Raw genomic sequence first — 16,001 nt, forward strand, 5'->3', positions numbered from 1 at the left:
CTTTTTATTTGTTTAAATCCTCATCTCAATGACTCGATAGACTCATTGAGATTTATTTATTTTTCTTTAATTGTTTGATTTCTTTTTCGATTTCTTTGATTTGGTTGCCTAAAGCTTTTTGTTCGTTTTTATCACGTGATACTTTTTTCTTGTTGATCAACTCTTGTTTTTCTTGGATCAATACGTTGATTTTTGCTGCTGTATCTTCGCTTGGAGCTGCAGGAGTTGTTGTATTTCCAGTTGAGCTATCTGTTGTGTTGCCATTTTTTAAAGCTTTGATTTCACGTTCGATTTCGCCGATACGCATACCTAAAGCTTTTTGTTCTAGTCCATTTTTGCTTACTTTTTTCTTGTTGATCAATTCTTGTTTTTCTTGGATCAATGCGTTGATTTTTGCTGTGTTATCTACTAGTTGAGCAGAATCAGCATGCGCTTGAGTCGCTGTTGCTAAAAATCCTGTTCCTCCGATAGATAATGCTAATCCAGCAACAACTGCACCTTTTATAAATTTGTTCATTATAAATTCCTCCAATTTTTTATATTCGAATACTACTGTTCATAAAATAATAGCTTCGATACACAAATTATACCCACTGTTTCAATAAAAGTAAACTATTATCTTATAAATAGTAGTATCAAATATTTCTATAAACATGAAAAAATTTGAAAAAGACTGTTTTAATACGGTTTTAAAGATATAAATTTTATGAAAATTGCTTATAAAGCAAAAAAATCTAGCTTTCCTTCTCAAAATAGAGGAGAAAAAGTAGATTTTTACTAAGCTTGAATTTAAATAGTCTTACATTGAACCTTTAAACACATCTGCATTTTTCACGAAATAATCGACTCCTGAATAAATCGTAAAGAGTAAACAAATATACAACATGATTTGATCTAGTGGTAAGCCAATTGCTGCAAATGGGATATTATTGATGAACAATAAGATAATAGCAACCATCTGTGTAGCTGTTTTTACTTTACCTGGCCAAGCAGCTGCCATAACCTCACCGCCTTCAACCAATAATAAACGCAACCCTGTCACAGCTAATTCTCTACAAACAATGATTGCCACTACCCATGTAGGAGCTTTTTGTTGTCCAACTAAAACGATAAAAGCTGTCATTACTAACATTTTATCTGCTAATGGATCCGCAAACTTACCGAAGTTTGTTACTAATCCTCGTGCTCGAGCAATTTTTCCATCTAACCAATCGGTAATACTTGCAACCGCAAAAATAACGGCACCAACCAGTTGAGTGACTGCTAAAGATGTTCCTGCAATCGTGATCGTCCCCCAATCCATAGGTATGCTGACGACAGCGATAAAAATTGGAATCATAAATATTCTAATAACTGTTAATTTATTTGGTAAGTTCAATGCCTATTGCCCCTCTCTTTTCTTACTCATTTTACGTTATCTCACAGAAGGTGTCACGAAAAAAGACACAGTTTTCTTCTAAAGCAACTAACCTAGATAAATTTGAACATATTTCCAATAAATGAGCGAGAAAAAAGCGTGCAATGACGTATTGCTCATCACAAATTTTTCTCGCTCACCTTTTATCTATAATCAAATTATCTTTTTACTTATTGTGGCTGTTGGGTTGATTGCGGCTGTTCTGCCTGCTGAGCATACGCAAGAGTCATGTTGATATTTCTTGGTCCAATGCCTGTATTATTCGGATTGAACTCTGCTTTTTGACCATCTAATTTAAATTCCATATACTCAGAAGCGCCTAAACTGATCACCAATTGAGTCGTTCCTGCTGGAACCTCAACCGATTTTGGCTGTCCAGGTTGAATAGTTTCTTGGTAAAAATAGCCATTATCGTTGTTCTCTGCTGTAGCGATATAAACACCGACCCAGCAAGGTCCTGTTATTGCACTGAACTCAAGCTTGGCAGGACTCGCTGCATTGACAGCACTAAGGTTTACCGTCGTGCCAGATTCAGATTCAAATTTCACTTCGGTAGGCGCCTTCGGTTCTGACGTAGAAGTCGTTGAAGATTCCGTAGTGCTTGATGCAGGCGGTTGACTTGATTCTGAGCTTGATTCTGAAGAAGATTCTCTAATAACTTCAGATGCGGATGGCGGCTGAATCATCGGGCTTGCCTGACGGTCTTGCCATGTGATATAAAAAACAACAATTGCAATCGCTAATCCAATCAGAGAAAAAATAACCGCAGGCAAACTGTTCATAAATCGTTTGGTCTGGCTGTCATCATCATACATTTGTGTTCTTGATTCATCCAATGTTTCATACTGAATCGCAGTCTCTACATCTTCTTCTTCATCTATTCCATCATAAATCTCTACTAGTTCATTGCCATCTAATCCTACTGCACTTGCGTACTGACGAATAAATGCACGTACATAAAAAGTACCTGGCATAGAATCAAAATCATTTTCTTCAATAGCTACTAAATAGCGCTTTTGTGTTTTAGTAATTTGTTGCAGCTCGTCTAACGACATATTTCTCTGCAATCGTGCATCTCTTAATTTTTTTCCTATATTTACACTGGCCACTCGTCCATCTTCTCCAGTCTCTCTAATTTATCAGTTTCGTCTGATTCCATCAGTCTGTTCTTCCAGTAATACAATTTACCATCGTAGTAAATAGGGATAAAATATCTCTGAATAGACTCTTATCTTACTGTTTTATGTAAAACTTTTGAGTAAAAATACAATCCTCTTCTTCATTAATCTAGACAAAAGCTGGAAGATTTAATTTACCCAACTGCTCTAAGCATACCATAAAAAAATACTAATTAGGATAACAATTTTGAAAGTTTTCAACTAAATATCGGTCTTTTTTTGATTCTAAGAACAATAGCTGGAGCAAGTCTTCTCACTGTTTGCCTAAACTAAAGCAATCACTTCAAACACTTGCTCTCACATACTGAAAATTTTTAAGCTTCTATTTTTTAGGATACATATAAAAACGGCTTAATCCTTCTTTTTTGATAAAGGATTGTGCTAGCTCTTTTACGTCAGTTAATTGAACACTTTCAATAACTTCTGGTGTATCAAATAATGTTGTTTCACCATAAAGTGATTGAGAAAATTGGTTTGCGATATATTCCAATGAATTTAGCGATTGGAAATATTTACCGATCATTTTCTTTTTCAATAAAGATAAATTCTCTTCTGTTACTTCAGAACTTGTCTCCACCGTTAGAAGAATCTCTTCAATGCGTTCTGCCAATTCTTCAGGATGATCACTATCTCCGCCAAAATCAGCAAAATGGAAGCTACGATCTAGACTAAATTCATACCCAAAACTATCGTCCAATAAACCTTCATTGTACAAATTCAAATAATTTTGTGACGTATTACCAAATAATAATTGGAACAACAGATTTGCTGTTGTTTTGTATTTAAGCAATTCTTTGCCATCTGCCGGAACTTCATCTAACCCTTTCAAGCCAACGATGACTTTTGAGCGGCTGATAGCCATGTCGATTGAGCTTTCTTTAATGATATCTGCAGCTGTTTCTTTAGGAAAGTGACGCTTGATTGGTTCTGCTTTAGCAAACGTTTTAGCTGATTGATTATTACGGATAAACGTCATCATCTCTTCTGTATCCATTTTCCCAACCACAAATAATGTCATATTACTTGGGTGATAAAACGTGTTATAACAAGTATATAAATCCTCTGCTGTGATTTCGCCAATACTTTCCACAGTTCCCGCAATATCGATATGCAATGGATGTTTTGGGTAAAGATTGCCTAATGTGCCAAAAAATAAGCGCCAATTGGAATCATCTAGATACATTTGGATTTCTTGTCCGATAATGCCTTTTTCTTTATCCACCGTTTCTTTGGTAAAATAAGGATCTTGCACAAAATCTAATAATGTTTCCAAATTTTTCTCTACTTGATCCGTTGTGGAAAAAAGATAACTAGTTTTCGTAAAGCTTGTAAATGCATTGGCAGAAGCGCCTTGACGTCCGAATTGTTGAAAAACATCGCCATCTTCTTTTTCAAACATTTTATGTTCTAGAAAATGAGCGATTCCGTCCGGTACTTTCACAAAGTCTTTTTCACCGATCGGCACAAATTCATTATCAATTGAACCATAGTTGGTCGTAAACAAGCCATAGGTTTTGTTATAATCATTTTTTGGTAACAAATAAACAGTCAATCCATTTTCAAGGACTTCTGTATAGAGAACTTCGTTGATTTGTGGATATTCTTTTTTATTCATCGACTTTTTCTCCTTCCAAAAAGAAAATGGCTTGTAATTGTACCAATTTTGCAACTCGCTGAATATCAGCTAATGTCACAGCTTCCATTTGGCGAATCCACTCATCATCTTTTAAACGTAGGTGAGGAATCAAATCATCCAAATACTTATTTTCCAAAACAGCGCCTGAATTGTCTAAAGAAAGTAAATATTGGTTTTTCAGCATTGCTTTGGTTTGCTGAATCTCTAGATCCGTTACATTTCCTTGACGAATGTTTTCTAATTCAGCTGAAATCAGATGTAGCACTTGATTGCGATTCTTTCCATCGATACCTGTCTGTACACTTAACATCCCACGAAATGTATCAATGTTGCTTGATGCGTAATAAGCTAAGTTTTCTTTTTCACGGACATTCATAAACAACTTAGAATGTGGAAATCCGCCAAATACACCGTTAAAAATTTGAAGAGCAAAATAATTTTCGTCCCCATAATAAACATCTGTATGATAACCTAAATTTAGTTTTGACTGTGCCAACGTTTCTTGCTCTGAACGTTCTTCGATCACATTTCTAGATGGTTGCGCATAAAAAATATCTGCAATGCCTGATGCACGATCTTCAAATGGCAACGCACCAAATAACGTTGTCACTTCTGCTTCATCCACATCACCTAGAACAAAAATATCCACTTGGTCTTCTTGGATCATTTGACGATGGTACGAAGCCATACTTTCGGGTGTTTCTTTTTCTAAATCAACGATCGTACCAAAACTTGGAATTTTTTGATCTTCAGATTGACTGAAATACAGGTTTTGTAAAGCCAAAGAAGAATAAACTTGTTTATCTTCTGACACACTTTCGTAATAAGCATTTAGATTTTCTTTTTCACGCTGGAACGTTTCAGCTTCAAATTTTCCATCAATAATGTTTGGAAAGAATAAAATCTCTTTTACAAAATCTGCCGCATCAGCCAAAACATGGCTATTTTCCAAATATTTGTCATTCACTAAATTCATGGACAGATTTAACAAGTGTAAGTTTCCTTTTTTATTTACATTGATCCCAAAACTTGCACCGTATAATTCTGCTAACTTTTCACTTAACTTCACTTGATCTGGGTAATTCAAACTATTGGTTTCAAGTAAGCTAGATAAAAGAGTCCGTTTCGTGATTGTTTCTCTATTCAAACGCGTATTAAAACGAACCAAAATACGCACTGTTTTATATTTGTCTGTTGGAACAACATGTAAGTTGACCCCTTGTGCTAATGCAATCGGCATCTTGTCAGCTCCTCTTTGTTTTTCATCATAATAAAGCCCAGTCTGAATTACAATCATCTGGACGTTTTTAAATGTTTTTTTAAGATTTTCTACATCTATTTAATTATAGCACAGCTCAACTGTCTTTCCTTGATGTAAGAGTCTTTCATTTCAATTTTTTTTAATTTTTCTGTATACTGAATTTGAGAAAGGGAGGATAAACTTATGATTAAAGAATTTAAAGAATTTATTATGCGTGGCAATGTTCTTGATTTAGCTGTTGGGGTCGTTATCGGTTCTGCTTTTACTGCAATTGTTACACAAATCGTTAATGGATTGATTACACCGTTAGTTAGTTTAGTATTTGTACTAACGACTGGAAATAAAAGTGCTGATGACGCATTAGGCTCATTAGTTTTTACAGTAAAAGGTGTAGCATTTAACATTGGTGACGTAATCAGTGCTCTTATTACATTTTTAATTACTGCCTTTGTTTTATTCTTGATCGTGAAAGCTGTCAATAAAATGAAGAAACCAAAAGCTGAAGAAGAAGACAAAATTGAAGAAATTCTACTTACAACGGACGACTACTTAGAACAAATTCGAGATTTATTAGTAGAGCAAAATGCTTCAAAAACAACTGTTGTAAAAAAAGACCCTATTGAAAAATAATAAACAAAAGAGGCTGAGAAAAACTATTTTTTAGTTTAATCTCAGCCTCTTTTTATTTATTTTCTCATCTGAATATGAGGAATATCGCCTTCTAAATACACCTCTGAAATTGTTTCAAATCCGAAAGCGCCATAAAAATCTGTAAGATGGGCTTGGGCACCAATGATGATTGAACGATTTGGGAATTTCTCTGCTATCATTTTCAACGTCTCTTCTATAAGTTTGTTCCCTAATTTTTTTCTACGATAATCAGGGTTGACCAAAACTCTGCCGAAGGTAACAGTTTCCCCTTTGTCTATGATTCTAGTATAACCAACAATAGCTGATCCTTCTTGCAGCCAAGTATGCCAAGCGACTTCGTCCAGCTCATCTACTTCTTGGTACGGACAGTTTTGTTCAACCACAAATACTGCAATACGCAGCTTAACGATCTCGAAAAATTCTTTGGTCGTCAGATCGGAAAACTCCTTCACATGATAATCCATTGTATTGACCTCCTCAAATGAATAATTGAACGCCATTCCACAAATTGAGCAACAGCACTAAGATAATTACGATTTGATACACTTGTGTCACTTTCTCAGACGAAATCTTGCCACTGATTAAGGCTCCTACAAAACCACCAATAATTGCTGCGGGGATCACATAACATAAAATAGACAGATCAAACCGTCCAAAACCTGTCGACTGTGCGATCGTAACTATTTTTGCCGCCTGTGAAAAGAAAATCGTGATGATCGAATAAACTGTAGCTTCTTTGATTGGTATACCAAAACACAGCATCAATAATGCCACATTGATCGGACCTCCGCCAATGCCCAATAACGTAGAAATGAACCCTAAAAATAAACCAATGATCACATACCAAATCGGCTGAGACAGATCGAAAGAACGCGCATCTCCGACTTTTGTATAGAAAAAGGCAAACAACAATGTGACGATCGTCAGAATAATTTGGACTAATTGGACATATTTTTCATCAGAAAATAACTTCAGCAATGACTCAAATACTGTATTCCCAGTAATTCCACCTATTACAGAACCCAAAGAAACGAATGCTGCGATCGGAATTTGCAATTTTAGACCATTTTTCATCTGCCTTAATGTAGAAACAATCGACATGGTAAGAACCGCTATACTAGAATAAAACGAAATAGCTGCTAATGAATGAAAATGTAACGTGTCTAATACAGGTTTTATGATCACGCCTCCACCCATGCCGGAAATAGCGCCCACTGTATTCGCTAAAATAATAACAATGAAATAGATGATACCTACATACAAAGTTTTTCATCTCCTAGAAAACGATCCATTTTTTTATGCTTTTCTTCGTCTAGCAAAGTCGACAAATTTGAATTTATCCAATCGATGCCTAGATTCTGTGTATTCAAAACAACGAGTATCTTCTAAGCTCACCACACTGCGGACCACCACCACATGCGTATCTTCTTGAATATCCATTAAGCGCTGATCAGCTTCTGTCACTTCTTCAACTGTAATTTCTTTTTGCGCGTAGCTGATTGCCAAACCTAGATCATTTTCAAAATAATCATAAATAGAATCTGACGCTCGCTCTTTAGGTAGTTCGTGTATGATTTCTTTTAATAAATAATCGATATCAACAATGACTACTTCTCCATCGATTTCCCTTTGACGAACCAAACGCCACACCGCAGCTTCTTTTTTCCAACCAGTCAAACGCGCCAATGAGTCGCTGACTTTTTCTTCCTTCAGCTCGACAACTCTAGTAATACTATGAATTTGTTGTGCATTTTGCAATTCTTTATAACTGATTACACCCGAAATCGGTAAATCAAATTTTCTTACATTTAAAACGATCGATCCCTTGCCTTGCTTCTTTTGGATATATCCTGCATTGATCAGTAAATTCAAGGCCTTACGAATCGTTTCTCTAGACACTGAATACCGTTCGACTAATTGATTTTCACTCGGCAGTAATGTTCCTGGCTGATAATCACCTTCTAAAATTCCTTTTTCAAGCTCTAAAAATATATCATGAAATTTATTCATGTTCATCCCTCCACCTTAGGATACTCAAAGAAAATGATAGCATATTCTCCTTTAAAAAAATAGCATTCTCCCTAAGTAAACCATTGATCTTTGACAATTCTTTTCTAAGTTCACACTTGTATTTACAAGTGTTTCGTACTATAATGAAAACGAAAACATCGACATGTCTATACAAGTTTAAAATATATCTTAGCTAGGAGCTGTTATCATGAACTTTCTACTATTTACACTCACAAAAAATATGTTACATATTCAAGAAAAACAAGAACAACAACTGATCTCTGAACGCTCTTTTTCATTCAAGGATTTTCAGTTTCCCAAGACTGCCGACACGTTGGCTGCACAAATCAAAGAACAATTTCCTGCCGCAAAAGGAGCTGTTTTTAACGAAATACCCACTAGCTTTTATACTGAAAACACTCAGATTACATCATTGAATGCTGGGAGAGAAAGCTTGATCAAGTATTTTTCAGAGCGTTTGAATTTCCCGATTATTACAAGCTCGGAACTGAATACAGCGACTGATTTAACGACAGCTTTCAACAAAAAAACAGACTACCTAACCTGGAATTTAGATTATTTTGGTTACACGCCAGGGAAAGAAGAATATTCTGTTGAGTCCCTACTGACGATTGGTAACGGCTTTATGGGCTTGCGTGGTACGACACCTGAGATGACACTTTCAAAAGAACATTACCCCGCAACTTATATTGCTGGGCTTTACAACGAAGAAAAATCAGAAGTCGCTGGTCAGATCGTAGAAAATGAAGACTTCGTCAATACACCAAACAGCCAATTTATCAGTATTCAAGTAGAAGGAACTAACGAGTGGTTAACGCTTGAAAAATCTGCTTTACATTATTTACACCGAAATCTAGATTTAAAAACGGGTCTGTTTACAGCTCAAATGATTGTTGAAGACACAAAGCAACATCAACTGAAAATAATTGCTTACAAAATAGTCAACATGGCCCAAATGAATAATTATAGTATCAAATACTTGATCCAACCATTGAATTTCTCTAAAAATATCACGGTCAAAACCACAACAGATGGTTCTGTCTACAACTTTAATGTAGAGCGTTACCGCAACTTAACAGCTAAACACTTTCATGTAACTCAATTGTTGGCTGAAAAAAATAAAACTATGATTGAAGTCCAAACCAATCAGTCACATATAAATATCCAGCAAACTACCAACATTATAGGAGATTTCTTTGAAAATAGCTCTGTAAAAAATTCAATTGGCACAGAAATCATTGAACAAGAAGTCACTTTTTATGCGGAACAAAACAATATCTATACACTTGAAAAACATGTACAAGTCAAAGCATCTATAGCAAAACACAATTGGGAAAATCCATCTTCTGCGGCAATTTCTTTTGAGGCAGAATTTGCTGAGAGTAAAACAGCCTGGGAAACACTCTGGAAAAAATCAGATATTCAAGTAACGGGTGATTTGATGTCACAAAAATTACTGCGGATTCATACGTATCACTTGTTAGTTTCGGCTTCTCCTTTCAATAATAACGAACTAGATGTTTCTGTAACTGCCCGCGGCTTACATGGTGAAGCCTATCGTGGTCATATTTTTTGGGATGAGATTTTTATCCTGCCATTCTATATTCTTCATTTTCCCGAAACAGCTAAACAGTTATTGATGTATCGCTACAATCGCTTAAGCAAAGCGAAAGAAAATGCACGCGAAAGTGGTTATGAAGGTGCGATGTACCCTTGGCAATCCGGTCTTGACGGTAGTGAAGATACGCAAAAACTTCACCTAAATCCTTTAAATGGCGAATGGGGTGAAGACCACAGCATCCTGCAACGTCATGTGTCATTAGCGATCGCTTATAATATCTGGATGTATTGGAATAATTCTGGCGATGATCTATTTATCAAAGAATATGGTGCTGAAATGTTGTTGGAAATCGCTAATTTCTGGCGCAGTGCTGTGACTTTTGATGAAACGACCAATCGCTATTATATCGATAAAGTCATGGGTCCTGATGAATTTCATGAAGCTTATCCTGACAGTACCGAAAGCGGCTTAAAAAACAATGCTTACACTAACTTAATGGTGGTCTGGCTATTTGAGGAGTTGGAAACTATCCTCTCACTTTTAAATACGCAAGAACAAGCAAAATTATTTAATAAAACAGAAATCACGGCAGAAAATCTTGAAAAAATGAACGACATCCGCAAACATTTATCAATCGAAGTCAACAAAGATGGGATCATCGCTCAATATGAAGGCTATTTTGATTTAAAAGAAATCGATTGGGAACACGCAAAAGAAAAATACGGCAACATTTATCGAATGGATCGTATTTTGAAAGCCGAAGGGCAGTCTCCTGATGATTATAAAGTATCTAAACAAGCAGATACTTTAATGCTGTTTTATAATCTAAGCAAAGAAAAAATCGATGAAATTTTAGAGGAACTTGGCTACGATTTACCTGAAGATTATCTTGAAAGAAATCTTTTATACTATCTAAACAGAACATCACACGGTTCAACTTTGTCAAGAATCGTCCATGCACAGCTGGCAGAAGAAGTTGCCTTCCATGATTTATCTTGGAAATTATATCAAGAAGCTCTCTATTCTGATTATCAAGATATTCAAGGTGGAACGACCGCTGAAGGAATCCATACAGGTGTGATGGCTGCAACAATTTATGTGACCTTGACCACTTATGCTGGAATCGATATTAAACAAAACTATCTAACAATCAAACCAAACTTACCTAAAAACTGGTCAGATATAACGTTTAATTTTGACCATAAAGGGATTCACTATTCTGTGACGGTTTCAAAAAATTCAGTGCAAATTTGTCCTTCTAAAAAGGCAACAGTGATTATTAAAGACCAATCTTATCAATTAACGGCAGACGAAAATACGATTATTACCTACTAAAAACAGACAGGAGCATCCCAATGAAAAACGGATTTATTTTTGATTTAGACGGCGTCATTACAGATACAGCCAAGTTCCATTACATTGCTTGGAAAGATTTAGCACAAAGTCTGGGCATTACAATCGATGAAACATTCAATGAAACGCTAAAAGGAATCAGCCGTATGGATTCTTTGGATAAAATTTTAGCTTATGGACAACGAGAAAATGACTTTACTTTAGCAGAAAAAGAAGCTCTAGCTCAAAAGAAAAATGATGAATATGTTAAACTTCTGGCAGACCTTTCTGAAACAGACTTATTACCAGGCGTACATGATTTTTTAGCCCAAGCAAAAGAACACAATATTCCTTGTTCGATTGCTTCAGCTTCTAAAAATGCACCAATGATTTTAGAGAAATTAGGTGTTCTTGATTTCTTTGGACATATCGTTGATCCGGAAACTCTGAAAAAAGGAAAACCTGACCCAGAAATCTTCGTAAAAGCAGCGGAGAGTATCGGAGTTGCACCAAACGATGCAATAGGTTTCGAGGATGCACAAGCCGGAATCGAAGGAATCAAAGCTGCTGGAATGTACGCTGTAGGTATTTCTGCTACAGAAGTCTTAGCAGGAGCAGATATACAGGTTGCTTCATTGACTGAATTAGATATTGAGCAATTACTAACTATTTAGAAAAGAAATGAAAAGAGACAAAAAGCGTTTATTTGCAAAGGAGTTGCTTTTTCCTCACTGTTTATTCCGATTTAGAGCCCGAAACAAAACTGATTTTGAGTTTTTGTTCCGGGTTCTTTCATTTTAAAACGGATTAGTTAAAAATAAATTCTCTAAATATTACATTTATATTTCAATTAAAAGTCTTTTGTGTTACCATATAATTACAAAAGGAAATGGGGTTATGAAATAATGAAAAGGAAATTGTTTAGCGAATTATCACCACTGACTTATGAAATCTCTATAAAAAAGAATATTTTCCAAAGAAATATTCGGGATTTCATTCAGCAAGAGCAACTTGCTCAAACTAAAACTGATGATCTTTTAGCCGTATCCGTTTACAAGCATACATCTTTGATACGCCGAAAATTAGGAAATACAGATCTGACATTACAGGAAAATAAAGCAGCGAATTTAAAACTGGCTGCACCTAAAGTATCAAACATTTTGATCAAGCCTAATGAAACGTTCTCTTTCTGGCATTTAGTTGGTAAATGTTCTGCAAGTGAAGGATATAAAGATGGTGTAACGATTTTTAATGATGCTGTTCGTCCAGGACTTGGCGGAGGTCTTTGCCAATTTACTAATTTGATTCATTGGATCATTCTTCATTCACCGTTAGAAATCACTGAACATCATCACCATGATGGCTTAGATCTTTTCCCAGATTATGGACGTAAAATCCCTTTTGGGACAGGGACATCAATTGTTTATAATTATCTGGACTATCGTTTCAAAAATAATACGAAAAATACCTATCAACTGATTATTTCTGTCAGCGAAACCCATCTTAATGGTGAACTCCGCTCAGACAATGAACAAGTTTACAGTTATCATATTCGTGCTGAAAATGAATATTTTTCAAAAGAAAATGGACACGTTTTCCGTAATGGACAAATTTTCAGAAAATGTATCGATAAAAGAACAGGTAATTTATTAGAAAAGAAAATGATCAAAGAAAATCATGCACGTGTGTTGTATGACACAACAAATTTGGAAATAAGAGCTACTCATTAAATGAACCGAGCAATTATACTATTAAGCCATTCATTCTAGTAAAAATAAAACAAAGAGTAAATGTTTTTGATAAGACTTGTATAGGACATCTTGATTTTCTCCTTTTGATTAGTTTTCGTCGACTTAATTCTAAAGGATATCAGGGTGTCTTTTCTATTAGTTTTTATACGCACCCCTACGCCCTCCCTGAAACTCATCCGCCTTATATTTCATTTATATTTTATTGAAAAACAAAAAATCGCAACTTTTTAACTTAAAACAGCAAAAACATTACTTTATATTTTCAAAAAACAAATATAAATGATAAGATAACGATATGAATTTGAAATAATTCATAATATGAAAGAACGGGAAGGAGAATGTTACAAATGTTAAAGAAACGTGTAAGGAATTTTTGGTCGTTGCTTATGATTTTTGTTTTAATGGTGCCTCTTGGTTTTTCTTTGTTCAGTAGTCATGCCCAAGCCGTTACAGAAAAGCCCACAGAAGGAAAATTGTTTATTCACAAGTTAAAGTTTGGTGGCGCACAGGAGTTGCCCACGATTGCCGGAGACGGAGCCCAATTAACCGAACTACCTTCTGGAGCTGCGCCTTCTCCTGATGTTGAATTTGCCGTAGTCTCATTGAAAAAAAGCAAATTAAGCTCCAGCCCAAGCCAAGCTGAAGCAATCGCTTATTACAATTCAGTGAAAAACAACCCAAATATTGTACAAACGACTGGTAAAACGGATGCTGCTGGTATTTTTGAGACAAAGACATTGCCGGCAGATAAATATTTAGTTGTAGAATTAACCTCTGAATTAGGAGCGACAAAAATCGCTGCCCCCGTTGTTGTTTCACTACCGATCATGAACACAGATGGTTCTGCTTGGAATGATCAAGTTCACATCTATACCAAAAATGCAGTAACGCTAGGAGCTGCAAAAGCACAAAAGTTAACAGAAGATAACCAACCATTGATCGGCGCAACATTTTCTCTGTATAAAAAAGGAGCTACTGGTCAGGCGGATAATTTAGTTCAAGCTGATTTAGTATCTCATGGCGACGGTTTTACAGACATCGTTGGCAATTTAGTTGTAGGAGATTACTATTTTATTGAAACAAATTCACCTGATAATTTCTTACTAAATGGTCGTAAAGTTGATTTCTCAATCAAACCTGAAAATCACGCCTATAATGAAAGCGGTGCCTTGGACGAAACGAAAGTTGTCTCAACTAATTTACTAAACTATCTAAAACCAACATTATCAGGCGAGCGATTGACTGATGAAAGTACTGATATTGGTAAAACTGTCACTTGGAAAGTCACTACAGACGTACCAAAGAACATCAAAGAATATACTAAATACGTTATCACCAATACGTTAGACTCACATTTAACGTATATCGGGAATATCATCATCACACTTGATGGCGTTCAATTGAATCCTTCATACTATAAAGTAACCGAAGCAAATGGTGTCATTACAATCATCTTTATTGAAGAACTTTTCCCAGGCTCTACTAGTCAATTAGCTAACGGAAAACAGATCACCATTACATTTGATACAGTCATCAATCACACTGCTATACCAGGTACACCTATTTCCAACAATTCTATCTTAACCGTAAATAATGGTTATGTAGATGCTGCCACAACTCAACCAACACCGCCAGCAGTTGAAACAGGTGGTCGTAAGTTCTTAAAAGTCAATTCTTCACAAAAACCATTGGCAAATGCTGAATTTGTTATCTACAAAAATGCGAATGCTAAAGAAAACAATGGCTATAAAGGATCTCTTTACCTAAAAAGAAATAATGATAAAACAATTACTTGGGTAAAAGAAAAGAAAGAAGCAACCGTTCTAACTTCTGATCAAGAGGGTAAGTTTGAAGCTTATGGTTTAGGCTATGGCTCATACTTACTAGAAGAAACAAAAGCACCTAGCGGCTACAATCTTTTGACAGAGGACAAGAAATTCACGATCGACAAGAAAAGTTATTCAGATGAAGCTCAACTAATTATTCTGAACACAAACGCACCAACGATTCCTATCACTGGGTCAATTGGAACCATCCTATTTTTTGCTCTTGGCCTGATTTTAATGGGATTAGCCTTCCTATTTTATAGAAAAAAATATAGTCATGCATAATTGTTAACGAAGATAAACAGAAAGCGTGGGAAGTCATTTCTCATGCTTTTCTGTCTATATTTAATACACAGCTTCTTTAAAAAAAGACTGTCTTAAAGGTAGGAGAGAAAATGACGAAAACACAGGTGCAAAAAAGGAAGAAAAATACTGGCATCAATATCCTTATGGGAAGTATTTTCCTTACCGGTTTTCTTCTATTTTCCTATCCGATCTTAAGTAATTTATATGCTAATTTTTATCATACACGTGTGATTGATACCTACCAAAAAGAAGTTAACCAAAAATCTCGTGATGAAAAAATGAAGTTAGTAAAAGATATGATGAACTACAATAAAGATATGATAACTGGCGGTGAGCTTGTCGGTGAAGATCCTTTTGATAATAAGAATGAAAAGAAGCCTGAGAAAAAAGACAAAAAACATAAGGTCATTGATGCACTGCAAAATAAATTAGGCGATGTTTTAGGATATATCACAATCCCAGAAATAAATGTTAAGTTACCTGTTTACAGCGGCGCATCGGATTTACAACTACAAAAAGGAATCGGCGTACTGGAAGGAACGTCTTTACCTATCGGTGGTAAAAATACACATAGTGTCCTTACAGGTCATCGAGGACTCCCCAGCTCAAAACTTTTTTCAGATCTTCCCGAATTAAAAAAAGGTGATACTTTTTTCATTGATATTATCGGTGAAACCCATGAATATAGGATAAATCAAATCAAAACCGTTTTGCCAGAAGATATCGCAGATTTAAAAATAGTGTCTGAAAAAGACTACATCACATTACTGACTTGTACACCTTATATGATAAACACTCACCGTCTCCTTGTTAGAGGTGAACGAATTCCACTAGAAAAAAAAGCAAAGGAGAAAAAAATGACAAACTGGTGCTGTTACTTAAATATTGCTCTTCAGATCATCATCATCCTACTCATTTTATTATTCTGGCGCTATGTGCACAAAACAAATAAAAAACAAAAACTAAGAGAAAAAAAACGCTTAGCACAAAAAAAGAAACGAAAACACAAAGTTGAATAAGTTTTAAAAAAAAAATCACTCGCTAGGTTTCC

General features: G+C 35.4%; 14 protein-coding genes. 6 read left to right on the forward strand and 8 right to left on the reverse strand.

The genetic code is table 11. The annotated features are described in order from the left end of the window. Nucleotides 1-52: 52 nt before the first annotated feature. The 5 genes from JZO69_RS12495 to yfmF form a co-directional block, all read right to left on the reverse strand. A complete protein-coding gene (locus JZO69_RS12495; protein WP_207113205.1) occupies nt 53-517 on the reverse strand; it encodes a hypothetical protein in 465 nt (154 codons plus the stop codon). 282 nt (nt 518-799) lie between these two features. After that, nucleotides 800-1,378 (reverse strand): CDP-diacylglycerol--glycerol-3-phosphate 3-phosphatidyltransferase, encoded by a 579-nt coding sequence (pgsA, locus tag JZO69_RS12500; protein ID WP_207113206.1) that lies wholly within the window; start codon nt 1,376-1,378, stop codon nt 800-802. A 209-nt stretch (nt 1,379-1,587) separates the two neighbouring features. Continuing rightward, a complete protein-coding gene (locus tag JZO69_RS12505; RefSeq protein ID WP_207113207.1) occupies nt 1,588-2,526 on the reverse strand; it encodes a helix-turn-helix domain-containing protein in 939 nt (312 codons plus the stop codon). Nucleotides 2,527-2,917: 391 nt separating this feature from the next. Beyond that, the gene (gene yfmH, locus JZO69_RS12510; RefSeq protein WP_207113208.1) at nt 2,918-4,210 is read right to left on the reverse strand and encodes an EF-P 5-aminopentanol modification-associated protein YfmH; all 1,293 of its coding nucleotides are present in this window, start codon (nt 4,208-4,210) and stop codon (nt 2,918-2,920) included. Further along, nucleotides 4,203-5,471, reverse strand: a complete 1,269-nt coding sequence (yfmF, locus tag JZO69_RS12515) for an EF-P 5-aminopentanol modification-associated protein YfmF (RefSeq protein WP_207113209.1) — start codon at nt 5,469-5,471, stop codon at nt 4,203-4,205. The genes yfmH and yfmF overlap by 8 nt, the downstream gene beginning before the upstream one ends. A 204-nt stretch (nt 5,472-5,675) precedes the next feature. Between yfmF and mscL the strand changes: the two genes are divergently transcribed. Then, nucleotides 5,676-6,122 (forward strand): large conductance mechanosensitive channel protein MscL, encoded by a 447-nt coding sequence (mscL, locus tag JZO69_RS12520; protein ID WP_207113210.1) that lies wholly within the window; start codon nt 5,676-5,678, stop codon nt 6,120-6,122. A 56-nt stretch (nt 6,123-6,178) separates the two neighbouring features. Here the strand turns inward: mscL and JZO69_RS12525 are convergent, their stop codons facing one another. From JZO69_RS12525 to treR, 3 genes are read right to left on the reverse strand one after another with little or no spacing between them, the layout of a single operon-like run. Continuing rightward, complete coding sequence (locus JZO69_RS12525; protein WP_207113211.1) at nt 6,179-6,607, reverse strand: GNAT family N-acetyltransferase; 429 nt, start codon at nt 6,605-6,607, stop codon at nt 6,179-6,181. A gap of 13 nt (nt 6,608-6,620) precedes the next feature. Next, nucleotides 6,621-7,406, reverse strand: coding sequence for a sulfite exporter TauE/SafE family protein (locus tag JZO69_RS12530; protein WP_207113212.1), 786 nt, complete (start codon nt 7,404-7,406; stop codon nt 6,621-6,623). A 33-nt stretch (nt 7,407-7,439) separates the two neighbouring features. After that, on the reverse strand, nt 7,440-8,153 hold the full coding sequence (treR, locus tag JZO69_RS12535; protein ID WP_207113213.1) for a trehalose operon repressor: 714 nt from the start codon (nt 8,151-8,153) through the stop codon (nt 7,440-7,442). A 241-nt stretch (nt 8,154-8,394) separates the two neighbouring features. Between treR and JZO69_RS12540 the strand changes: the two genes are divergently transcribed. The 5 genes from JZO69_RS12540 to JZO69_RS12560 all read left to right on the forward strand — a co-directional run bounded on the left by JZO69_RS12540 (nt 8,395) and on the right by JZO69_RS12560 (nt 15,969). Beyond that, on the forward strand, nt 8,395-11,070 hold the full coding sequence (locus JZO69_RS12540; RefSeq protein ID WP_430733260.1) for a glycoside hydrolase family 65 protein: 2,676 nt from the start codon (nt 8,395-8,397) through the stop codon (nt 11,068-11,070). A gap of 20 nt (nt 11,071-11,090) precedes the next feature. Further along, nucleotides 11,091-11,741, forward strand: coding sequence for a beta-phosphoglucomutase (gene pgmB / locus JZO69_RS12545; protein ID WP_207113215.1), 651 nt, complete (start codon nt 11,091-11,093; stop codon nt 11,739-11,741). A gap of 231 nt (nt 11,742-11,972) precedes the next feature. Then, nucleotides 11,973-12,797, forward strand: coding sequence for a VanW family protein (locus JZO69_RS12550; protein WP_207113216.1), 825 nt, complete (start codon nt 11,973-11,975; stop codon nt 12,795-12,797). Between the two features lie 368 nt (nt 12,798-13,165). Next, nucleotides 13,166-14,929, forward strand: coding sequence for a SpaH/EbpB family LPXTG-anchored major pilin (locus JZO69_RS12555; protein WP_207113217.1), 1,764 nt, complete (start codon nt 13,166-13,168; stop codon nt 14,927-14,929). Between the two features lie 110 nt (nt 14,930-15,039). Further along, nucleotides 15,040-15,969 carry a class C sortase gene (locus JZO69_RS12560; RefSeq protein WP_277989631.1) on the forward strand — a complete coding sequence of 310 codons (930 nt, stop codon included), beginning with the start codon at nt 15,040-15,042 and terminating at the stop codon, nt 15,967-15,969. Nucleotides 15,970-16,001: the final 32 nt, after the last annotated feature.

Source organism: Candidatus Enterococcus ikei (assembly GCF_017316105.1).
In the GTDB taxonomy this organism is placed as follows: Bacteria; Bacillota; Bacilli; order Lactobacillales; family Enterococcaceae; genus Enterococcus_L; species Enterococcus_L ikei.

Excerpts from the sequence above, each read along its gene's own strand:
- JZO69_RS12555 (WP_207113217.1), top strand. The coding sequence starts at position 13,166 with ATGTTAAAGAAACGTGTAAGGAATTTTTGGTCGTTGCTTATGATTTTT.
- JZO69_RS12560 (WP_277989631.1), top strand. The coding sequence starts at position 15,040 with ATGACGAAAACACAGGTGCAAAAAAGGAAGAAAAATACTGGCATCAAT.
- JZO69_RS12550 (WP_207113216.1), top strand. The coding sequence starts at position 11,973 with ATGAAAAGGAAATTGTTTAGCGAATTATCACCACTGACTTATGAAATC.
- JZO69_RS12540 (WP_430733260.1), top strand. The coding sequence starts at position 8,395 with ATGTTACATATTCAAGAAAAACAAGAACAACAACTGATCTCTGAACGC.
- yfmF (WP_207113209.1), bottom strand. The coding sequence starts at position 5,471 with ATGCCGATTGCATTAGCACAAGGGGTCAACTTACATGTTGTTCCAACA.
- treR (WP_207113213.1), bottom strand. The coding sequence starts at position 8,153 with ATGAATAAATTTCATGATATATTTTTAGAGCTTGAAAAAGGAATTTTA.
- JZO69_RS12525 (WP_207113211.1), bottom strand. The coding sequence starts at position 6,607 with ATGGATTATCATGTGAAGGAGTTTTCCGATCTGACGACCAAAGAATTT.
- JZO69_RS12495 (WP_207113205.1), bottom strand. The coding sequence starts at position 517 with ATGAACAAATTTATAAAAGGTGCAGTTGTTGCTGGATTAGCATTATCT.
- mscL (WP_207113210.1), top strand. The coding sequence starts at position 5,676 with ATGATTAAAGAATTTAAAGAATTTATTATGCGTGGCAATGTTCTTGAT.
- pgmB (WP_207113215.1), top strand. The coding sequence starts at position 11,091 with ATGAAAAACGGATTTATTTTTGATTTAGACGGCGTCATTACAGATACA.
- yfmH (WP_207113208.1), bottom strand. The coding sequence starts at position 4,210 with ATGAATAAAAAAGAATATCCACAAATCAACGAAGTTCTCTATACAGAA.